The organism is Erythrobacter sp. (assembly GCA_019739335.1).
Lineage (GTDB): Bacteria > Pseudomonadota > Alphaproteobacteria > Sphingomonadales > Sphingomonadaceae > Alteraurantiacibacter.
In genome coordinates this window covers 2,751,983-2,773,044 of record CP073261.1, presented here as the reverse complement: position 1 = coordinate 2,773,044, position 21,062 = coordinate 2,751,983, and the positions used below count along the sequence as shown (strand labels likewise).

23 protein-coding genes are annotated in these 21,062 nt (G+C 63.1%); all 23 read right to left on the bottom strand.

Annotation, left to right across the window (positions count from 1 at the left end; genetic code table 11):
- Positions 1 to 2 precede the first annotated feature (2 nt).
- The 23 genes from JY451_13570 to JY451_13460 all read right to left on the bottom strand — a co-directional run bounded on the left by JY451_13570 (position 3) and on the right by JY451_13460 (position 20,921).
- On the bottom strand, positions 3 to 278 hold the full coding sequence (locus tag JY451_13570; GenBank protein ID QZH74672.1) for a DUF1467 family protein: 276 nt from the start codon (positions 276 to 278) through the stop codon (positions 3 to 5).
- A gap of 10 nt (positions 279 to 288) precedes the next feature.
- A complete protein-coding gene (locus tag JY451_13565; GenBank protein ID QZH74671.1) occupies positions 289 to 1,935 on the bottom strand; it encodes a ribonuclease J in 1,647 nt (548 codons plus the stop codon).
- Positions 1,935 to 2,723, bottom strand: a complete 789-nt coding sequence (locus JY451_13560) for a type III pantothenate kinase (GenBank protein QZH74670.1) — start codon at positions 2,721 to 2,723, stop codon at positions 1,935 to 1,937. The genes JY451_13565 and JY451_13560 overlap by 1 nt, the downstream gene beginning before the upstream one ends.
- Positions 2,723 to 3,439 (bottom strand): biotin--[acetyl-CoA-carboxylase] ligase, encoded by a 717-nt coding sequence (locus tag JY451_13555; GenBank protein ID QZH74669.1) that lies wholly within the window; start codon positions 3,437 to 3,439, stop codon positions 2,723 to 2,725. The genes JY451_13560 and JY451_13555 overlap by 1 nt, the downstream gene beginning before the upstream one ends.
- A gap of 10 nt (positions 3,440 to 3,449) precedes the next feature.
- A complete protein-coding gene (nuoN, locus tag JY451_13550; protein ID QZH74668.1) occupies positions 3,450 to 4,913 on the bottom strand; it encodes an NADH-quinone oxidoreductase subunit NuoN in 1,464 nt (487 codons plus the stop codon).
- The gene (locus JY451_13545) at positions 4,913 to 6,442 is read right to left on the bottom strand and encodes an NADH-quinone oxidoreductase subunit M (protein ID QZH74667.1); all 1,530 of its coding nucleotides are present in this window, start codon (positions 6,440 to 6,442) and stop codon (positions 4,913 to 4,915) included. The genes nuoN and JY451_13545 overlap by 1 nt, the downstream gene beginning before the upstream one ends.
- Positions 6,442 to 8,511 (bottom strand): NADH-quinone oxidoreductase subunit L, encoded by a 2,070-nt coding sequence (gene nuoL, locus JY451_13540; protein QZH74666.1) that lies wholly within the window; start codon positions 8,509 to 8,511, stop codon positions 6,442 to 6,444. The genes JY451_13545 and nuoL overlap by 1 nt, the downstream gene beginning before the upstream one ends.
- A gap of 115 nt (positions 8,512 to 8,626) precedes the next feature.
- The gene (gene nuoK, locus JY451_13535; GenBank protein ID QZH74665.1) at positions 8,627 to 8,932 is read right to left on the bottom strand and encodes an NADH-quinone oxidoreductase subunit NuoK; all 306 of its coding nucleotides are present in this window, start codon (positions 8,930 to 8,932) and stop codon (positions 8,627 to 8,629) included.
- Positions 8,929 to 9,546: an NADH-quinone oxidoreductase subunit J gene (locus tag JY451_13530; GenBank protein QZH74664.1), complete on the bottom strand. Its 618-nt coding sequence runs from the start codon at positions 9,544 to 9,546 to the stop codon at positions 8,929 to 8,931. Before JY451_13530 ends, nuoK begins: the two co-directional genes overlap by 4 nt.
- A gap of 30 nt (positions 9,547 to 9,576) precedes the next feature.
- The gene (nuoI, locus tag JY451_13525; protein QZH74663.1) at positions 9,577 to 10,062 is read right to left on the bottom strand and encodes an NADH-quinone oxidoreductase subunit NuoI; all 486 of its coding nucleotides are present in this window, start codon (positions 10,060 to 10,062) and stop codon (positions 9,577 to 9,579) included.
- Entirely contained in the window at positions 10,059 to 11,204 is a 1,146-nt protein-coding gene (gene nuoH, locus JY451_13520) for an NADH-quinone oxidoreductase subunit NuoH (protein ID QZH74662.1), read from the bottom strand. The genes nuoI and nuoH overlap by 4 nt, the downstream gene beginning before the upstream one ends.
- Positions 11,201 to 11,437: a hypothetical protein gene (locus JY451_13515; GenBank protein ID QZH74661.1), complete on the bottom strand. Its 237-nt coding sequence runs from the start codon at positions 11,435 to 11,437 to the stop codon at positions 11,201 to 11,203. The genes nuoH and JY451_13515 overlap by 4 nt, the downstream gene beginning before the upstream one ends.
- Positions 11,434 to 13,446 carry an NADH-quinone oxidoreductase subunit G gene (locus tag JY451_13510; protein QZH74660.1) on the bottom strand — a complete coding sequence of 671 codons (2,013 nt, stop codon included), beginning with the start codon at positions 13,444 to 13,446 and terminating at the stop codon, positions 11,434 to 11,436. Before JY451_13510 ends, JY451_13515 begins: the two co-directional genes overlap by 4 nt.
- The gene (locus JY451_13505; GenBank protein ID QZH74659.1) at positions 13,439 to 14,071 is read right to left on the bottom strand and encodes a hypothetical protein; all 633 of its coding nucleotides are present in this window, start codon (positions 14,069 to 14,071) and stop codon (positions 13,439 to 13,441) included. The genes JY451_13510 and JY451_13505 overlap by 8 nt, the downstream gene beginning before the upstream one ends.
- A gap of 3 nt (positions 14,072 to 14,074) precedes the next feature.
- Positions 14,075 to 14,878: a hypothetical protein gene (locus tag JY451_13500; protein QZH74658.1), complete on the bottom strand. Its 804-nt coding sequence runs from the start codon at positions 14,876 to 14,878 to the stop codon at positions 14,075 to 14,077.
- The gene (locus tag JY451_13495; protein ID QZH74657.1) at positions 14,878 to 15,633 is read right to left on the bottom strand and encodes a hypothetical protein; all 756 of its coding nucleotides are present in this window, start codon (positions 15,631 to 15,633) and stop codon (positions 14,878 to 14,880) included. The genes JY451_13500 and JY451_13495 overlap by 1 nt, the downstream gene beginning before the upstream one ends.
- Positions 15,630 to 16,925, bottom strand: a complete 1,296-nt coding sequence (nuoF, locus tag JY451_13490) for an NADH-quinone oxidoreductase subunit NuoF (GenBank protein ID QZH74656.1) — start codon at positions 16,923 to 16,925, stop codon at positions 15,630 to 15,632. Before nuoF ends, JY451_13495 begins: the two co-directional genes overlap by 4 nt.
- Positions 16,922 to 17,080, bottom strand: a complete 159-nt coding sequence (locus JY451_13485; protein QZH74655.1) for a hypothetical protein — start codon at positions 17,078 to 17,080, stop codon at positions 16,922 to 16,924. Before JY451_13485 ends, nuoF begins: the two co-directional genes overlap by 4 nt.
- Positions 17,080 to 17,748 (bottom strand): NADH-quinone oxidoreductase subunit NuoE, encoded by a 669-nt coding sequence (nuoE, locus tag JY451_13480; GenBank protein QZH74654.1) that lies wholly within the window; start codon positions 17,746 to 17,748, stop codon positions 17,080 to 17,082. The genes JY451_13485 and nuoE overlap by 1 nt, the downstream gene beginning before the upstream one ends.
- A gap of 118 nt (positions 17,749 to 17,866) precedes the next feature.
- On the bottom strand, positions 17,867 to 18,190 hold the full coding sequence (locus JY451_13475; GenBank protein ID QZH76733.1) for a nuclear transport factor 2 family protein: 324 nt from the start codon (positions 18,188 to 18,190) through the stop codon (positions 17,867 to 17,869).
- A 198-nt stretch (positions 18,191 to 18,388) separates the two neighbouring features.
- Positions 18,389 to 19,603, bottom strand: a complete 1,215-nt coding sequence (locus JY451_13470) for an NADH-quinone oxidoreductase subunit D (protein ID QZH74653.1) — start codon at positions 19,601 to 19,603, stop codon at positions 18,389 to 18,391.
- Complete coding sequence (locus JY451_13465; GenBank protein ID QZH74652.1) at positions 19,600 to 20,451, bottom strand: NADH-quinone oxidoreductase subunit C; 852 nt, start codon at positions 20,449 to 20,451, stop codon at positions 19,600 to 19,602. The genes JY451_13470 and JY451_13465 overlap by 4 nt, the downstream gene beginning before the upstream one ends.
- Entirely contained in the window at positions 20,448 to 20,921 is a 474-nt protein-coding gene (locus tag JY451_13460) for an NADH-quinone oxidoreductase subunit B (protein ID QZH76732.1), read from the bottom strand. Before JY451_13460 ends, JY451_13465 begins: the two co-directional genes overlap by 4 nt.
- Between the last annotated feature and the right edge of the window lie 141 nt (positions 20,922 to 21,062).

The window sequence follows — 21,062 nt, the reverse complement described above, 5'->3', positions numbered from 1 at the left end:
GCTCAGTATCCCGGCGGGGTGCCAAAGATGTTGATGTCGTCCACCGTCACCCAACCCTCGACATAGTTCGCCACGTACAGTCCGCAGACGACCGCCGCGAACACCGTGGCGCGCAGGGCCAGCCTGCCGGGGCGGAAATCCACCGGCGCGCTGTCGGCCTGACCCGGCACTTTCTCGACCCCCGCCTCGTCTGCCGTGCGCACGCCGAAGGGGAGCAGCAGGAAGGCGCACATCACCCAGCACAGGGCATAGATCGCAACGATGGAGGTGATCTTCATCGCGGTGTCCTTAGCCGACCATTATCACTCGCGTCTGCGGCTTTTTGCCGGACCAGCGCTGCGCGGCCTTTCGCGCGGCAAGCCGGGCGGCTTCCATGATCGCGTCAGGATCGGCGCGGCGGCCCTTTTGCAGCTTGCCCAGCGCCGCCACCACATCGGCCTGCGCTTCGGCGACGAAGAGGTCGTAGTCCTCGTCCAGCGGCAGGCCGATCCCGTCGATCTGCACCCCGCCCTGCCCGTCCAGCACCACATAGAGCATCCCGTCGCGGGAGATTCGGCGGCGCATGGTGATCGCATCTCCATCGGAGGGCACGAGGATATCGCCGTCCAGCACCAGCCTCCCGGTGCGCACCTCGGCCAGCTTGGACGGGACGCCGGGAGCCAAGCGTATGATATCGCCGTTCTTCTGGAACACGTTGTGCTCAATCCCGGCGGCACGGCCCACCCGCACCTGTTCCTGCATGTGGCGGATTTCGCCGTGCACCGGGACGAGAATATCCGGCCGCAGCCAACCATAGAGCGCTTCCAGCTCCGGCCTGCCGGGATGGCCGGACACATGGATATCCGCCTGCCGGTCGCTCACCATCACGATCCCGCGCGTCGCGAGCATGTTTTGCACCCGCCCGATAGCAATCTCGTTGCCGGGAATGACACGGCTGGAGAACAATACGACGTCGCCCTGTGACAGTTCGATCTGGTGACTTTCCTCGGCGATACGGCTCAACGCCGCACGCGGCTCGCCCTGGCCGCCGGTGGCGAGGATCATGACTTCACCGCGCGGAAGGGCCATCGCAGTGTTGAAGTCCACCGTCTCCGGGAAATCGCGCAGGTAGCCGCTGCCCTTGGCGACTTCGATGATCCGGTCGAGCGAGCGCCCGGCAATGCACAGTCGCCGCCCGGTTTCCTGCGCCACCGCGCCCAATGTCTGCAACCGGGCGACGTTCGAAGCAAAGGTCGTCACCAGTACACGCTTGCCGCGGTGGTTGCCCACTTCCTCCAGCAGCCCGCGATAGACCGCGCCCTCGCTGCCCGACGCCTCCGGATTGAAGACATTTGTTGAATCGCACACCATCGCCAGCACGCCTTCGTCACCGATGGCGGTGAGTTCGGCCACCGTAGCGGGCACGCCGACGATAGGGTCTTCATCCAGCTTCCAGTCGCCGGTATGGAACACGCGACCGTACGGCGTGTCGATCAGCAGCGCGTTACCCTCGGCAATCGAGTGCGCCAGCGGTAGGTAGGTGATCCCGAAAGGGCCGATATTGAAGCTGCCGTGATCCTCGTCGATCACGTTCAGCTCGACAGCCCGGCTCAGCCCGGCCTCGTCCAGCTTGCGACGGATCAGTTCGGCGGTGAACGGCGTTGCATAGAGCGGCACGCCGAGATCGGCGGCGAAGTAGGGGATCGCGCCGATATGGTCCTCGTGCCCGTGGGTCAACACGATGGCGAGCAGGTCCTTTGCGCGGTCCTCGATGAATTCCGGATCGGCGAACATCAGTTCGGTGCCCGGATACTCGTTCGCGCCGAAGCTCATGCCGAGATCGACCATCAGCCACTTGCCCTGGCAACCGTAGAGATTGACGTTCATGCCGATCTCGCCGCTGCCACCGAGCGCGAGAAACAGCAGTTCGTCCTGCGGGGTAAAATCTTTTTTCATTATGCTCCTGGCCGCGCGGCCACCCGGTCTGCAAGGATTTGCAGGCCGCGGATGGTCAGATCGGCATCAACCCGATCGAAAATGTCGGTTTTCTCATCGAACAATATGGCGAGCCCGCCGGTTGCTACAACCGTTACCGGGCGGGCTATTTCGGCTTTCATGCGCGCTATCAGCCCTTCCATCATCGCCACGTAGCCCCAGAACACCCCGATCAGCATCTGGTCCTCGGTATTGCGCCCGATCACGCTGGCGCTGTCGGGCGCGCGGATGGCGATGCGCGGCAGCTTGGCGGTGTTGCCCACCAGCGCATCGAGCGAGAGGTTGATGCCCGGCGCGATGATCCCGCCCTTGTAGGCCCCGGTGTAATCGACCACTTCGAACTTGGTAGCCGTGCCGAAATCGACGACGATCATGTCCCCGCCCACAAGCGCGTGCGCCGCGATGCAATTCACCGCGCGATCCGCCCCCAGCGTGTGCGGCTGCTCAACATCGATGGCGAAATCCCACGCCGCCGCGCCCTGTCCGGCAAACAGCGGCTCGACGCCGAAATACTTCTGCGCCAGCACGGTAAGGTTATGATCGGCGCGCGGAACAACCGACGAAAAGATGATCCGGTCGATTGCGGCGCGCTCGATCTTCTCAATCGCCAGCAACTGGATAAGCCAGACGGCATACTCATCACCCGTGCGGCGCGGGTCGGTGGCGATGCGCCAGCGGGCGCGCATATCCTCACCCTCGAACAGGGCGAAAACGACATTGGTGTTCCCGACATCGACCGCCAGCAGCATCAGCCATCCTCCAGCATTACATCGCCCGCGTGAATGGCACGGGTGGAGCCATCCGGCAAACGCAGGTGCAGCGTGCCGTCGTCGCCGATTGAATCAAATGTGCCGCGCGTTGACGTGCCATCGGACTCTTGGAGGGTGAGCAAAGTGCCCGGTGGATGTGCTGCGGCGCGCCAGCGGTTGAGGATCGGCCCAATACCGAACTCGCGCCAGCGCCGCACTTCGGTGGCCATCTGCGCGGCCAGATCGGCGGCGAAGGCGTCGCGTGCAGGAGCAGGGCCGCTGCTGGCCAGCGATCCCACCGTACGCCCCTCCACCAGTGGCGCGGCGGCGAGGTTTACGCCGATTCCGATCACCGCATAGTCTCCCTCGCGTTCGAGCAGGATGCCGCTCAGCTTGGCACGATCGAGCATGAGGTCATTGGGCCACTTGAGTTGCAAGGCCGATGGATTCGCAAGGCGGGGCAGAACGGCTTCATACACCGCCAGCGCAGCAACCAGACTCAAAGTCGCGGGTGAAGGATCCTGCGGGTAAAGCCGCACCACAGTGGAGCCCATGAAGTTGCCCGGAGCATCGATCCACGCGCGCCCTTGCCTGCCCTTACCCGCACTCTGCCGGTCAGCGACCAGCCAGTCACCTTCGGCGAGCCGCTCGCCTGAGCGCAGTCGCGCCAGCAGATCGGCACTGGTGCTGCCGGTTTCGGAGACTACTTCGATCAAGTTCAGCCCGTCAGACGGGAAGCATCAGCGATGCCGCCGCCATGTCCGCCAGATCGCCCAGCCACACGGTCAGCAGATAGCCGAGCGGCGAGAGGATCACGGCGCAGATCAGCAGCAGCGCCCAGTGGGGGACATCGCCCTCACCCTTCACCGTATCGGCAGGCGCATCGAAGAACATCACCTTGACGATCTTGATATAATAGAACGCGCCGATCACGCTTGCAGCGATACCGATGGCGGCTAGCGCCAACAGGTCTGCCTCCACCGCTGCCTGGAACACGACGAACTTGCCCCAGAAGCCGAACAGGGGAGGGATGCCGGCAAGGCTGAACATCAGCGCCATCAGGCTCCAGGCGATTGCCGGACGCGTGGTGGACAGGCCCGCGAGGTCGGACACGGCTTCCAGCTGGTTGCCCTCGGCATCGCGCAGCAGCAGCACTGCCACGAAACTGCCGATCGTCATCACCACGTAGATCGCCAGATAGACAAGCATGGCACTCGCCCCGGCGACCGTCCCGGCGGCGAGCCCGATCAGGATGAAGCCGACGTTGTTGATCGAGGAATAGGCGAGCAGCCGCTTCAGGTTGTCCTGCCCGATCGCACCAAGCGCGCCGATCACGATGGAGAGCAGCGCGGCGGCGATCACCACTTGCCGCCATGCATCCACCTGCGTTCCGAAGGCTTCCATGCTCACTCGCGTCAGCAGCACGACGGCGGCGACCTTGGGCGCGCTGGCGAAGAACATCGTCACCGGGGTGGGCGCGCCCTGATAGACGTCGGGCGTCCACATATGGAATGGCGCGGCGCTGATCTTGAAGGCGAGACCAGACAGCATGAAGATCAGCCCGAACAGCATCCCCATGTTGAGCCCGCCGGATACGGCCACCGCGATCCCGCCGAAATTGGTGGTGCCGGTGAAGCCGTAAACGAGGCTCATGCCGAACAGCAGGATGCCGCTGGCGAGCGCGCCGAGCACGAAGTACTTGAGCCCGGCCTCGGCGGAGCGGTCATCATCGCGCAGGAACGAGGCCAGCACGTAGGCGCTAAGCGATTGCAGTTCGAGGCCGATGTAGAGCGTAATGAGATCGGTGGCCGAAACCATGATGCTCATACCCAGTGCAGCGAACAGGATCAGGATCGGATATTCGGCGCGCATCGCCCCGATCCGGTCGAAGAAGCGCGGGGCGACCATCAGCGCCGCACCGCTGGCGGCGTAGATCATCAGCTTGGCTAGCCCGGCGAAAGCATCGGCGCGGAACTGGCCGGCGAAGGCCAGCGTATCCGGCCCGCTCGCACCGGCGCATACCGACGGCGCGACCAATGCGAAGGCGCCGCCCAGCGCGATGGCGCAGCAAATGCTGATCGTGCTGGCGAGCTTGTCCCCCGCCCAGGCGGCGAAGAGCAGCATGACGAGACCGGTCAAGGACAGGATGATTTCCGGCGCAATCAGGCCGAGGGAAGTGGCGTAGTCCATCAGTGCGCTCCCCCGTGCGCGGCTTCTTCGGTTTGCACGGGCTCACCCACCACCAGCTGCGCATCGCTCTCCGGCGCGGCATCGGCAAGCCTTGCATCGAGCAGCGCGATATCGGCGCGCATCGGGGCAAGGAAACTCTCGGGATAGACCCCCATCCACAGCACTGCCGCCGCAATCGGGCCGAGCAGCAGGTATTCGCGCAGCGACAGGTCAGGCATGGCGGCAGTATCGGCATTCACCTGCGGCCCGAAGGCCACCCGGCGGTAAAGGTAGAGCATGTAGGCTGCGCCCAGAATGATGCCGGTGGTGCAGACGAAGGCGACCCAGCTGTTGACCTGGTAAATGCCTGCCAATGCGAGGAATTCGCCGACGAAATTGCTCGTTCCCGGCAGGCCGACGCTGGCCATGGTGAACAGCAGGAACAGCGTGGCGTAGGCGGGCATGTTGATCGAAAGGCCGCCGTAACGGGCGATCTCGCGGGTGTGCAACCGGTCGTAGATCACGCCGACGCAGAGGAACAGCGCGCCCGAGACAAGCCCGTGGCCCAGCATCACCATCATCGCCCCTTCGAGCCCCTGCACGTTGAAGGCGAACAGTCCCACCGTCACGATCGCCATGTGCGCGACGGAGGAATAGGCGATCAGCTTCTTCATATCGTGCTGGACCAGCGCGATCAGGCTGGTGGCAACCACCGCGATCATGCTCAGCCCCCAGATCAGCCACACGAACTGCGCGCTGGCATCGGGGAACATCGGCAGGCTGAACCGGATGAACCCGTATCCGCCCAGCTTCAGCAGCACGCCGGCAAGGATCACCGAACCTGCTGTGGGTGCTTGAACGTGGGCATCGGGGAGCCAGGTGTGGACCGGCCACATCGGCATCTTCACCGCGAAGCTGGCGAAGAAGGCCAGCCACAGCCAGGTCTGCGCCCCGGCGGCAAAGTCGTATTCCATCAGGTACGGAATGTACGTCGTGCCAGAGACGTTCGCCATCCACAGCATGGCGATCAGCATCAGCACCGATCCCAGCAGCGTGTAGAGGAAGAACTTGTAGCTGGCGTAAATCCGGTTGTCCCCGCCCCAGACGCCGATGATAAGGTACATCGGGATCAGCCCGGCTTCGAAGAAGATGTAGAACAGGAACAGGTCCTGCGCGGCGAACACGCCGATCATCAGCACTTCCATGAACAGGAAGGCGGCCATGTATTCGCCGACACGCTTGGTGATCGACGTCCAGCTCGCGCCGATGCAGATCGGCATCAGGAATACGCTGAGCATGATGAGCATCAGCGCGATGCCATCAATGCCAAGCGCATAGGCAAAACCCGCGAATATCGCGTGGTATTCCTGGAACTGCCACTGCGCGCCGCCGATGTCGTAGTTCAGCCACAGCACCACGCCGAGGACGAGGTTGGCCAGAGTTGCCACCAGCGCCACCAGTCGCGCCGATGAAGCGCTCAGGAACAGGCACGCGATCGCGCCGAGCAACGGCACTGCCAGCATGGCGGAAAGGATCGGGAAGCCGCCCATCAGAACAGCACCCAGGTGATGGCGGCGACAAGGCCGATAAGCATGATCAGGGCGTAACTCGTAAGAAAACCGGACTGGAAGCGCTTGGCGATCACCGAACCCTGCATCACCGCCCAGGCCGCGCCATCGGGGCCGAAGCGGTTGATGATGCCTTCGTCACCCTGCTTCCAGAACAGGCGACCGAGCCAGAAGGCGGGGACGACGAAGAGGTAGTGGTAGAGCTCGTCGAACATCCACTTGCGGTAAACGAAGGTGTGGATCGGGCCGAGCTGCTCGACCACCTTTGCCGGGACATCGGGGCGGATCAGGTAAGCGTAGATCGCGCCGAGCAGGCCGATCACCATGACGATGAAAGCCGCATACTTCACCAGATAGGGCACCTCGTGCATCGCGTGCATCAGTCCCGCGTTATAGGCGATCGAGCCGGCCCAGAACGCTTCACTGTCGAGGAAGGCATCGTGGAACACCTGCCCAGCAAACACCGCGCCTATGCTCAGCAAGACGAGCGGCACCAGCATGGTCCACGGGCTTTCGTGCGGGTGATAGCCGCCGGTACCTTCGTGATGCGCGGGATCGGGAACGGAATGGGTTGCATCGTGACCGGCATCCTCCTGCGAGGCAGGATTGTGTTCCTCCGGCGTGTCATGCCCGTGATGCAGCGCGTGCTGGATATGCTCCGATTGCGCCCAGCGCGGCTTCCCCCAGAACGTGAGGAACATCAGCCGCCAGCTGTAGAAACTGGTCAGCAGCGCAGCAATCGTGCCCAGCCAGAACGCCGTATAGGAGAAGCTGCCGTTGGCGGCATAGGCGACTTCAAGGATCGCATCCTTCGACCAGAAGCCCGCGAAGCCTGCGCCGAGGTGATAGATCCCCACCCCGGTGATCGCCAGCGTCCCCGCCATCATCGCCCAGAACGTAAACGGAATTTCCTTCCGCAGCCCGCCGTAGAACCGCATATCCTGTTCGTGGTGCATCGCGTGAATCACCGAACCCGCGCCAAGGAACAGCAGCGCCTTGAAGAAGGCGTGGGTGAACAGGTGGAACATCGCCGCGCCATAGGCGCCGACACCGGCCGCGAAGAACATGTAACCAAGCTGCGAGCAGGTCGAATAGGCGATCACCCGCTTGATGTCCCACTGCGTGGTGCCGATGGTGGCGGCGAAGAAGCAGGTCGCCGCCCCGATCACCGTGACGAAACCCAGCGCGGCTGGCGCGGCTTCGAACATCGGTGAAAGGCGGCAGACCATGAATACGCCTGCGGTCACCATCGTCGCCGCGTGGATCAGCGCGGAAACCGGGGTCGGCCCTTCCATCGCGTCGGGCAGCCAGGTGTGCAGGCCAAGCTGCGCAGACTTGCCCATCGCGCCGATGAACAGGAGGATGCAGAGCACTGTCATCGTATCGACGCGCATGCCCATGAAGCCGATGGTACTGGCCCCCTGCATCGCCGGAGCGGCGGCGAGGATTTCAGGAATGCTGGTCGTCTGGAACACCAGGAAGGTGCCGAAAATGCCGAGCATGAAGCCCAGATCGCCCACGCGGTTGACCACGAAGGCCTTGATCGCGGCGGCATTGGCGCTGGGTTTCTTGAACCAGAAACCGATCAGCAGGTAGCTGGCGAGGCCCACGCCTTCCCAGCCGAAGAACATCTGCACCAGGTTGTCGGCGGTCACCAGCATCAGCATGGCGAAGGTGAATAGCGAGAGGTAAGCGAAGAAGCGCGGCTGGTCCGGGTCTTCGTTCATGTAGCCCCAGCTATAGAGGTGGACGAGCGCGGAAACGCTGGTGATCACCACCAGCATGATCGCGGTAAGCGTATCGACCCGCAGCGCCCAGTCGAAACTCATCGCGCCGCTTTCGACCCACTTCATCACCGGGACCACGGTGGCGGTCTCGCTGCCATTGAGGAAGCCGAGGAAGATCGGCCAGCTCAGCCCGCAGGCGAGGAACAGCGCACCGGTGGTGATGGCCTTCGCGACAACATTGCCGAGCATCCGGTTGCCCAGCCCGGCGATGATCGCCGCCAGCAAGGGGGCGAATACGATGATGAGGATAAAGGTTTGGCTCATGACTCCCCTCCCGCTGGCGGGAGGGGCCGGGGGTGGGCCAGTCCGGGCGTGCCACTCAGGCCCACCCCTAACCCCTCCCGCAAGCGGGAGGGGGACTTGCGATGCAGCACAACCATCACCCCTTCATCCGGTTGACATCGTCCACCGCGATCGTGCCGCGCGAACGGAAGTAAATTACCAGGATCGCCAACCCGATGGCCGCCTCGCCCGCTGCCACGGTCAGCACGAACATGGCGAAAATCTGCCCCGTCAGGTCCCCGAGATAGGCGCTGAAGGCCACCAGATTGAGGTTTACGGACAGCAGAATCAATTCAATCGCCATCAGCACCACGATCACATTCTTGCGGTTCATGAAAATGCCGAGCACCCCCAGCACGAACAGGATCGAGCTGACGACAAGATAATGTTCGATGCCGATCATAGCTCGACTCCCTGCCCGACTTCGGGCCGCTTGAGTACGGTTGCATCCTGCGGGCGACGGGCGTTCTGTTTGGCGATGTCCTGGTGCCCGCGATGGCTGCGACCTTCGCGGTGGGTCAGCACGATCGCGCCGATCATCGCCACCAGCAGGATGATGCCCGCCGTTTCGAACAGGAACAGGTATTCGGTGTAGAGCAGCGCGCCGATGCTCTCGATATTGCTTTCACCCAGCAGCGGCGCGGCGCTACCATCCGGCACGCCGAGCTCAAGGCCACCCGCGCGATAGGCACCAATGCCGAGCACCAGTTCCGCAAGCAGTACCACCGCGATCGCCGCGCCCAGCGGGGCGTTCTTCATGAAACCGGCGCGCAGTTCGGCGAAATCGATGTTGAGCATCATCACCACGAACAGGAACAGCACCGCCACCGCGCCGACGTAAACGATTACCAGCAGCATCGCGATGAATTCCGCCCCCACCAGTACCATCAGCCCGGCGGCGTTGAAGAAGGCGAGGATCAGCCAGAGGACCGAATGCACCGGGTTGCGCGCCAGCACCGTCAAGGCCCCGGAGGCGATGACGAGCGCGGCAAACAGGTAGAAGGCAAATGCAGTCACAGGTGATCCCCGTTGAGTCTCGCGGCGCGCTTAACGATACGGCGCATCGGCTTCAAGGTTCGCGGCGATGGCCCGCTCCCACTTGTCCCCGTTCGCCAGCAGTTTGGCCTTGTCGTAGAGCAGTTCCTCGCGCGTTTCGGTGGCGTATTCGAAGTTCGGCCCTTCGACCACGGCATCCACGGGGCAGGCTTCCTGGCAGAAGCCGCAGTAGATGCACTTGGTCATGTCGATATCGTAGCGCGTGGTGCGGCGGCTGCCGTCGCTGCGCGGCTCGCTCTCGATGGTGATCGCCAGCGCCGGGCAGACCGCTTCGCACAGCTTGCAGGCGATGCACCGCTCCTCGCCATTGGGATAGCGGCGCAGCGCGTGCTCGCCGCGAAAGCGCGGGGACAGCGGGTTCTTCTCGAAGGGATAGTTGATCGTCGCCTTGGGCTTGAAGAAATACTTCAAGGTGAGCGCGTGCGCCTTGAGGAATTCCCAGAGGGTGAAGGATTTGATGAGTTGGGCGACGGTCATCTTTCGACTTTCACGGTGTAAGGTTGCCCCGGAACCACTTCGACTATGTCGCCGTTTTCATCTACGATTTCCGAGTAGGGGTGAACGATCTGTGTCTGGCTATCCCCATACCTCGTCAGCATCAGCCAGCCCGAAATCAGCACCACGAACAGCAGGCTCATCGGCAGGAACACCTTCCAGCCCAGCCGCATCAGCTGGTCATAGCGGTAACGCGGCACGGTCGCCCAGATCCAGCTGAACATCAGGAAAAACATGAAGGTTTTCAGCAGGAACCACACGAAACCCGGCACATAGTACAGCGGTGCCCAGTCCAGCGGAGGCAGCCAGCCGCCGAAGAACAGCAGCGTGTTGAGCGAGCACATCAGCAGGATGTTGGCATATTCGCCCAGCCAGAACAGCGCGAAGGCCATCGAACTGTATTCGGTCTGATAGCCCGCCACCAGTTCGCTTTCCGCCTCGGGCAGGTCGAACGGCGCGCGCTGCGTCTCCGCAAGGCTGGAGATGAAGAACAGCACCCACATGGGGAACAGCAGCGGGTGGACGACATAGGCGTTGATCGGACCCGCGAAAGCTTGCTGCCCGCGCACGATATCATTCAGGTTGAACGTGCCCGCAAACAGCACCACGCAGACGAGGATGAAGCCGATCGAGACTTCGTACGAAATCATCTGCGCAGCGGCGCGCATGGCGGAGAAGAACGGGTACTTCGAATTGCTCGCCCAGCCCGCCATCGTCACCCCGTAAACCGAGAGCGACGAGATCGCGAGAATGTACAGCAGGCCGACATTGATATCCGCCAGCACCCAGGTCTCGCTGAACGGGATCACCGCCCAGGCCACCAGTGCCACGGTGAAAGTGATGATCGGCGCGAGCAGGAAGATGCCCTTGTTCGCCGCGCTGGGAATGATGGTTTCCTGCAGGAACACCTTCAGCCCGTCGGCAAAGCTTTGCAACAGCCCGAACGGCCCGACCACGTTCGGCCCGCGCCGCAGCATAACCGCGCCAAGCACCTTGCGATCGACATAGATGACCATCGCGACGGCGAGCATCACCGGAAAAGCGATCAGCAGGATGCCGACGATCGAGCCGACCACCATCGCCCAGCCGTGGGCCATGCCGAGATTGGTGAAGAATTCGGTCATTCCGGCTTCTCCAGAAATTTGTCAGCTCGCCAGATGAGTGCAGCACCGATCCACGGAATGACGGCGGCATTGATCGCAGCAGTAAGACCAATCAGTATTGCGCCGATGAAGTTGCGGCCACCAAATCCCGACGATCCGATGGCTACTGACCCTATCAAGGTCGCGATACCCAGCACCCAACCGATAGCGAAAAGCACCTTCGCCGCGTTCGGCATAAAGGATTGAAAGTTCATTCCGCCGCCTCCCGCACGTCATTGCCGTGCAGCAATTCGTCCGAACAGCGCTGCATCACTACACTCGCCCGTGCAATCGGATTGGTGAGGTAGAAATCCTTCACCGGATAACCTGCAATCGTGTCCTTTGTCTCAGCCGAAGCGGGAGCCGCAGGCAGCGCGCCGTAATCGGCAATCGCGCCCTCGTCACCCAAGGCAGGCACTTCCGCCACCATCGCGGCGCGCAATTCGCCGAAGCTGTCGAACCCGACCGAGACGCCCAGCGCATCGGCCAAGGCCCGCAGGATCGTCCAGTCCTCGCGCGCATCACCGGGAGCAAAGACTGCCTTGTCGGCCAGTTGCACGCGGCCTTCGGTGTTCACATAGGTGCCGGGCTTTTCGGTATAGGCGGCGGCGGGCAGCACGATGTCCGCCGCGTGTGCGCCCTTGTCCCCGTGGTGGCCGATGTAGACCTTGAGCGCGCCATCGAAGCGGCTCCAGTCCACTTCGTCCGCACCCAGCGCCAGCACCACCTTGGGCTTGGCATCGGCCAGATCGGCAATCCCGCCCTTCTGCGCGAAGCCGAGCATCAGCGCGCCCATCCGCGCGGCGGAGAAGTGGAGCGCGTTGAAGCCGTTCCAGCCGTCTTTCACCATGCCGAAATCGTGCGCCAGCTTCAGCGCCGCGCCATGTGCGCCGGCCGCCAGCCCTGCGCCACCAATAATCACCGCCGGGCGCTCCGCAGCCTTGAAAGCATCCGCCACATGATCGGGCAAATTGCCGAGCACCGACAGATCGGAACCGAGGAATTCGGCCTTGTAGGTGGTTTCCCACTCCGGCCCGACCACGAACACTTTCGCGCCGCGCTTCACTGCCTTGCGCAGCCGCACATTCACCAGCGGCGCTTCCCAGCGCAGATGGCTGCCGATGATCAGCACCGCGTCTGCCGTCTCGATCCCGGCGAAGGTGGAATTGAAATTCACCCCGGCGAGGCTGGAGCAATCGTAGTCCATCCCCGTCTGGCGGCTCTCAATCAGCGAGGAACCGCTCGCGCGGAGCAGTGCCTTGGCGGCGAACATCGTTTCGCAATCGACCATGTCGCCCGCGACCGCCGCGATGCTCGCACCGGGCTTGGCAGCGGCGATGGCGGCGAACGCCTCGTCCCAGCTCGCCTGCGCCAGTTTGCCGTCGCGGCGGATCCACACCTTGTCGAGCCGACGGCGGGTCAGGCCATCGACCTGGTAGCGCGCCTTGTCCGAAATCCACTCCTCGTTCACGTCATCGTTGATGCGCGGCAGCACGCGGAGCACTTCACGCCCGCGGCTGTCGACGCGGATATTCGCACCGACCGCGTCCGACACGTCGATGCCTAGCGTTTTCTTCAGTTCCCACGGGCGGCTTTCGTAGGCGTATGGCCCGCTGGTGAGCGCGCCGACCGGGCACAGGTCGATCACGTTGGCGCTCAGTTCGTGCTTGGCCGCCTGCTCCAGATAGGTGGTGATCTGCATATCCTCGCCGCGATAGAGCGCGCCGATTTCATCCACGCCGGCGATCTCTTCGGAGAAGCGCACGCAGCGGGTGCAATGGATACAGCGGGTCATGATCGTCTTGATCAGCGGGCCCATGAACTTCTCGGTCACCGCCCGCTTGTTCTCGTGATAGCGGCTGCCCCCGCGCCCGTAGGCGACGGCCTGGTCCTGAAGGTCGCACTCGCCGCCCTGATCGCAGATCGGGCAATCGAGCGGGTGATTGATCAGAAGGAATTCCATCACCCCTTCGCGCGCGGTCTTCACCATTGGCGTATCGGTGCGGATTTCCTGCCCTTCGGTCGCGGGCAACGCGCAGCTCGCCTGCGGCTTGGGCGGCCCCGGCTTCACTTCGACCAGGCACATGCGGCAATTGCCCGCGATGCTCAGCCGTTCGTGATAGCAGAAGCGCGGAATCTCCTTCCCCGCCAGCTCGCACGCCTGGAGCACGGTGGCGCCATCGGGAACTTCGATTTCGGTGCCGTCTACGGTGACTTTAGGCATCAGGATTCTCTGACTGGGCGACAAGGCGAAGAGCCGCGGTTGCTATCATGGCGCGCAAGGCGGGGACCGACATTTCGATCCGCGAGGTGATTTCGGCCGCCTGTGAACATGGTTCGATCGCGGCGAGCAATGGCGAGGCCGAAGTGCCTTCGGCGGAGTCGCCCGGAACAGTGGCGAACAGCGCGCCAACCTGATCGGGCATCGAGCGAACGAGGCACTGCGCCACGGCATCCGTCGGCGCGAAAGTCTCGGCAGGTGTTTCCACGGCGCGGGCAATGCGGACGTTCACCGGCGCATCGCCCTGCTCGAGCCAGTTTTCGGCGATGGACCCAGCCATCAGCAGATTGCTGCTGCGCAGGGCATTGCGCTGGCCGACCGCATCGTAAGCACAGTCGCCACGCGAATCGCTGGCGAGCAATCGGAGCCCGTTACGATAGGCGTTGGTGCGAAAATCGCGGTTTAGCACCCGCAAGCTTTCCCCCGGATCGCGCTCCGCCACGCAGGCGGCGAACGCATCGAGAGCCACGCGGGCGGCGGTCTCCGCTTCCGGATTGGCCTCTTGCGCTTGCACCATGGGAGTCCATGCCGCGAGAGTCAGTGTCGCAAGAAAAATCGAACGCGCCATTCGTCAATCTCCTCCGCCAGCTTCTGTCGAAGCCGGACGCGAATTGCGCGATGCATGCCACAGCCCTTCGCCAAGCCACACCCGCATGGCGAACGGATCGAGCTCGAAATCCTGCCCTGCGGGAACACACGGCCCGATGGCCGGTACCAGCGCCCTGAGCGCCGCAGTCTGGTCGGGCGAGCTGGGCTGCGTGCGGAAATACAAGTCCGAGCCGTACGGATCGCCCGCGACAATGCAATCTGCCAGATTCATCGCCGACTGAACCGCGCCATTGTTCGCCGAGAGCGGATATTCGCGCGGGGCCACCGCATAGCCAGGCCGAACCCATGTCGCACCATCGGGATAATACTCGAGATAGGCGGCCTGGATATACCAGCGCCGCATACCATCCGCGCTGTATCTAAGCTGGACTCCGGAATTGTTGCGACTGGCCACCCGACTGAGGCAGGTGCGGATCGGATACCGATCGATCACGTCGTCATTGGTGAGGCCGATCTGGGCAAAGCTGGTGAAGCCGAAGTCGGTGCGCGCCAGCATATCCAACCCGTCTTCGTTCGAACGGTCCCAGATACACTTGGCAAAATGATCGATCATGTCGAGACTGCGTCGACGGGTGACTTCGCTGACTTCTGCCGGAGCGACGCCACGCGGCTCGGTCGGGAATTGCCGGTCCCGCCTGATGCGCGAATTGAGCGGCGTATAGTCGTTGTCATTGGTCTGTGCCCACGCGGCACTGCCGTAAAGGGGAGCAGCCGGTTCCACCGCGACAAAAAGTGAAGCCAGCAAGATGAGGGCGGCAAAACGCATCACTGCCCGCTTCCCGTGACTGACGCCAAAGCATAATGACTGCGCGACCACATGCCGTCCGCAGCAATCTGCCGAAGCAGCGAAGTCGCCACAGTCAATTCCGCCTCGCCGGAACTCGCACAGGCAGCAAGGATCGGGCCAAGCGCGTCCACGGCCGCCAGTTCGCTGTCCGATCCGGGACGTGACACGAGCAGTTCATGCGCCTGTGCGCCACCGCTGAAGGTGAGGCAATCTGCCAGGGCTGCCATCGTGCTCACTTGCGGATGGACCCGCTCGCCCGCGAAGCGACCAGCCACATCCTGCGTGCTGTCTGCGCCAATCGCGGGCGCATTATCGAAATCCTGCAAATAGGCCTCTTCCGCCAGCAGGTTGCGCAGGGTCGAGAAGGGGACATTCATGTACAAGCGATATGTCTCGTTATCCGCTCCGCGCATGAGGCGACCCATGCAGAAGCTGACTTCCAGATCGTCGAAAATTGTGTCGGGTTCGTGATCAACGGCGTCAAAGTCGATCGAGTAAAAGTTGCTATTCGCCAGAATTGCACGGACTTCATCGCGGTTGCGGTTGAACACGCACATGGCCACCCGCTTCTGCATCCAGCGCGCTTCGGCCGCGCCCGCCGTCTCCGGCTCCCTGGCGAAGCGGGTTCCGGTCTGCAACTCGGTGTTGGGATGCACATCGTCCTGCGCCCACGCGGCTTCGGCGGGAAAACCCGCGCCGAGCAACAGCACGAAGGGCAGGAGCGCCCGCATCACTCCGCTGCCTCCGCCATCACGCCATCCCGTTCCGCAATGCGGCGTTCCAGTTCCGGGCGGAAGTGCTTGAGCAGGCCCTGGATCGGCCATGCTGCCGCGTCGCCCAGCGCGCAGATCGTGTGGCCCTCCACCTGCTTGGTGACCTGGTAGAGCATGTCGATCTCTTCGGATGAGCTTTCGCCTACCCGCAGCCGTTCCATCACGCGCCACATCCAGCCGGTGCCTTCGCGGCACGGCGTGCACTGGCCGCAGCTTTCGTGTTTGTAGAAATACGACAGGCGGCTGATCGCGCGGACGATGTCGGTGCTCTTGTCCATCACAATCACGCCTGCGGTGCCCAGCCCGCTGCCCAATTCCTTCAGCCCGTCAAAATCCATATGCGCGTGGCGTATCTGTTCGGCGGGGACGAGCGGGACCGAAGATCCGCCGGGGATCACCGCCAGCAGGTTGTCCCACCCGCCACGAATGCCGCCGCAGTGCTTCTCGATCAGCTCCTCGAAAGTGATGCTCATCGCTTCCTCGACCACGCAGGGCGTGTTTACGTGCCCGCTGATCTGGAACAGCTTGGTGCCCTTGTTGCCCTCGCGGCCGAAGCTGCTGAACCAGCTCGCGCCGCGCCGCAGGATGGTCGGCACCACCGCAATGCTCTCGACATTGTTGACCGTTGTCGGGCAGCCGTAGAGCCCTGCGCCTGCCGGGAACGGCGGCTTGAGGCGCGGCTGGCCCTTCTTGCCTTCGAGACTTTCGATCATCGCGGTTTCTTCACCGCAGATGTAGGCCCCTGCCCCGCGATGCATGAACACATCGAAATCGTAGCCCGAGCCGCTAGCGTTCCTGCCCAGCAGCCCCGCGTTGTAGGCTTCCTCGATTGCCGCCTGCAAAGCCTCGGCCTCGCGGATATATTCGCCGCGAATGTAGATATAGGCGGCACGCGCGCGCATCGCGTAGCCCGCGATCAGCGCGCCTTCGATCAGCTTGTGCGGATCGTGGCGGATGATTTCGCGATCCTTGCAGCTGCCCGGTTCGGACTCGTCCGCGTTGATGACGAGGAAGCTGGGCCGGCCGTCCTTGCTTTCCTTGGGCATGAAGGACCACTTCATGCCGGTCGGGAACCCCGCCCCGCCGCGCCCGCGCAGACCGCTGGCCTTGATCTCGTCGATTATGGCATCCTGCCCGACGGCCATCAGCTTCCTGGTATCGTCCCAGTCGCCACGCTTTCTGGCAGCCTTCAGTCCGGGAGACTGGAAGCCGTAGACGTTGGTGAAGATGCGGTCTTTGTCTTGAAGGCTCATGCCAACGCTCCCGCCAAAGCACCCGATTGCCAGACCCACAATGCCGCTGCCGCGAGGATCACGACCAGCACCACTGTTTTCGCGAGGCCTGCGACCACTTTCCAGGCGATGATGACGAGCACCAGCGCGATGATGATGGGGATAATCAGGTCCATCACCAATCCCCCCGGTAGTCGTGGTTGGCATCCACCATCTCGCGCAAGGTGGTCGGCCCGCCCGCCGGTTCGCTGGTGTGCCGCCCCGGTTCCTGCGTGCCCGTCTTCGGAAGCTCGCCGCGAGCCAAAGCATCGAGAACCGCGTCGAGCCGTTCGGCGGTCAGGTCTTCGTAATTGTCGTCGTTGATCTGCACCATCGGCGCGGTGGCGCAATTGCCCATGCATTCTACCTCGGTGAAGGACCACAGCCCATCGTCCGAGATGTGCCCCTTCTTCATGCCGCGCGCCTTGCAGGCGGCGAGCAGGTCGTCGGAGCCGCGCAGCATGCACGGGGTAGTGCCGCAGACCTGCACGTGGAACCTGCCCACCGGGGCGAGGTTATACATGGTGTAGAAGGTGGCGACTTCGAGCACGCGGATCACCGGCATGTCGAGATAGGCGGCGACATATTCGATCACCGGAATCGGCAGCCACCCTTGCGTATCGGTTTCCGCGCCCACCTGCCGCTGGGCCAGGTCGAGCAGCGGCATCACCGCGCTTTTCTGGCGGCCTTCGGGGTATTTCCTGATGTGCCAGTCGGCCTTCTCGCGGTTTTCCGGCGTGAACACCCAGCCACCCCAGCGGGCGCGCAGTTCGGGCGTATCGGGGGCGATGTGTCTAGCGGCCATTATTTCCTAGCCTCAACCGTCACCCCGGACTTGATCCGGGGTCCCGCTGCCTTGGAGCAAGCGGGAAAGGAGCGGGACCCCGGCTCGGAGGCCGGGGTGACGAAGAAAGGAGAAAACTTCACCGGATGAACTCCACGCGCGAGCACTTGTCGCCTTCGAAGCTGTAGACCGCGATCACCTCGAACGGTTCGACCAGTTCCGAGCCATCGGAGGTCGGGCCGCGCGTGACGTGTTCGCGCATCAGCACATAGTTGCCGATGGCCTGCTTCTCGACGATCTCGGCATGGTTATGCGGCCAGCGGGCGAAAGCGGCGGCAAGGCCTGAACGCGTGCCTTCCTTGCCCTCCCGCACGACATCGCCGCGATAGTTCGCCTCGCAGGCATCATCGGTCATGTACGAAACGTAGAGGTCCACGTCCTGCGCGTTGTAAGCCGCGATCATGGCTTCTGCGGTGGTGAGGTTGTCAGACATTAGTCACCCGCCGTTGCATCACCCATTTGCCCGCGATCACCAAAAGGCCAAGAATGGCTACTGCAGCGCAGAAATAGTAGACGGATCGAGCTGATGCTAAACCGCTCACTACAAAACTCGCAGCGACATAACCTCCGCCTGCTCCGTACAATAGACGCTCAAGAGTTTTCACCGGTCACACTCCCCGAACACCACGTCGATCGCGCCCAGGATCGCGGTCGCGTCGGGGAGCATGTGGCCCTTGGTCATCATGTCCATCGCCTGCAGGTGCGAGAAGGCCGTGGGGCGGATCTTGCAGCGGTAGGGCTTGTTCGATCCGTCGCTGACCAGATAGACGCCGAATTCGCCCTTCGGGCTTTCGGTCGCCACGTAGACTTCGCCCGCAGGCACGTGGAATCCTTCGGTGTAGAGCTTGAAGTGGTGGATCAGCGCTTCCATGCTCTGCTTCATGTCGGCGCGCTTGGGCGGGGCAACCTTGCGGTCGATGCTCTGCACCGGTCCTTCGGGCATTTCGGCAAGGCACTGCTTGATGATGCGCGCGGACTGCATCACTTCCTGGCAGCGGACCATGAACCGGTCGTAGCAATCCGAATTGGTGCCCACCGGAACGTCGAACTCCATCCGGTCATAGATGTCGTAGGGCTGGCTCTTGCGCAGATCCCACGGAATTCCGGCGGCGCGGATCATCGGGCCGGAAAAGCCCCAGGCGATCGCGTCTTCCTTGCTCACCACCGCAATATCGACATTGCGCTGCTTGAAGATGCGATTGTCCTGCACCAGGCTCATCGCGTCGCCGAACAGTTCGGGCAGCCGCTTGTCCACCCAGTCGCCGATATCGGTGAGCAGCTTCAGCGGCACATCCTGATGCACTCCGCCTGGCCGGAACCAGGCCGCGTGCATCCGCGCGCCGCTCGCCCTCTCGTAGAAATTCATGCAGTCTTCGCGCAGCTCGAACATCCACAGGTTGGGCGTCATCGCGCCGACATCCATCACGTGGCTGCCGAGGTTGAGCATGTGGTTCTTGATGCGGGTCAGCTCCGCAAACAGCACCCGGAGGTACTGCGCCCGGATCGGCACTTCGATGTTCAGCAGCTTCTCGATCGCGAGCACATAGGAATGTTCCATGCACATCGGCGAGCAGTAATCGAGCCGGTCGAAGTAAGGCAGCGCCTGCAGGTAGGTCTTGTATTCGATCAGCTTTTCGGTGCCTCGGTGAAGCAGGCCGACGTGCGGATCGACCCGCTCGACGATTTCGCCGTCCAGCTCCATCACCATCCGCAGCACTCCGTGCGCCGCAGGGTGCTGGGGGCCGAAGTTGATCGTGTAATTGCTGATGACTTCGTCACCCGTGGTGGGGGACTCTTCGAGAGTCAGGCCGCTCATTTGTCGTCCCCATCTGTCTCGGTGGCGCCTTTGGTGTCGCGGCTCTTGCCCTTGCGCGGCTTGCGATCGGGCTGGTCCTCGGTCGGATCGGGAGCGCCCGGCTCGTCGACCGCAGTATCGGTTTCGGCGGGGGAGCGGGGGCTGACATGCTCCGCCGCCTTGGCATCGGTCTTCGCGCCTGCGCCCGTCTGCGAGGGCTTATCGGTCGTCTTCACTTCGTTGGCGGGCGAAATCGCCGCCTTCTCGTCGCCGGGGAGCACGTAGTCCGCGCCTTCCCATGGCGACATGAAGTCGAAATTGCGAAAGTCTTGCGCCAGTTCCACCGGCTCATAGACCACCCGCTTCTCTTCCTCGGAATAGCGCACTTCGGTGTAGCCGGTCAGCGGGAAATCCTTGCGGAAGGGATGCCCTTCGAAGCCGTAATCGGTGAGGATGCGGCGCAGATCGGTGTTGCCGTCGAAAGTGACGCCGAACAGGTCGAACACCTCGCGTTCCAGCCATCCGGCGACCGGCCACAGCGTGGTGACGGTTGGGACCGGCGTGTTCTCGTCGGTGTTCACCTTCACCATCACGCGGTGGTTCTTGGTCAGGCTCAGGAGCATGTAGACGACTTCAAACCGTTCGGCCCGCTGCGGATAGTCGACGCCCGCGATCTCGACAAGCTGCTGGTAGGCATGCTCATCGCGCAGCAGCCGCAGCGCATCCTCGACGCTCTCGCGCGTCACGGAGATGATGATCTCGCCATGCTCTTCGCTGGAGTCGAGGACGATGGAGCCTAGCGCGGCTACGAGCGTGTCACGCACGCCTTCGTTCGAAGCGAAGCGGGGGGCGGAGTGGAGAACACTCATCGCTCGATCGTCCCGCTGCGCCTAATCTTCCGCTGCAACTGCATCACCCCGTAGAGCAACGCTTCTGCTGTCGGCGGGCAACCGGGGATGTAGATGTCCACCGGCACGATCCGATCACACCCGCGCACGACCGAATAGCTGTAATGGTAATAGCCGCCGCCATTGGCGCAGCTGCCCATCGAGATCACGTATTTCGGGTCCGACATCTGGTCATACACCCGGCGCAATGCTGGGGCCATCTTGTTGCACAGGGTTCCCGCCACGATCATCACGTCCGACTGGCGCGGGCTGGCGCGCGGGACCACGCCGAACCGCTCCATGTCATAGCGCGGCATGTTAACGTGGATCATTTCCACCGCGCAGCAGGCGAGGCCGAAAGTCATCCACCACAGGCTGCCCGTGCGCGCCCACTGGAACAGGTCTTCGGTGCTGGTGACGAGGAAACCCTTGTCGTTCACCTCGGCCTGCATCGCCTTGAAGTATTCCGCATCGGGTAGGTAGGTTTCCCCGCCCTTCGCGGTTTCCCCTTGGTGCAGCATCCGGTTGTGATCCGCCGCCGGACGATCCCGCCCGTCCTGGAATGCCGGGTAGAGCGCGGGCTCGGGCTTGTC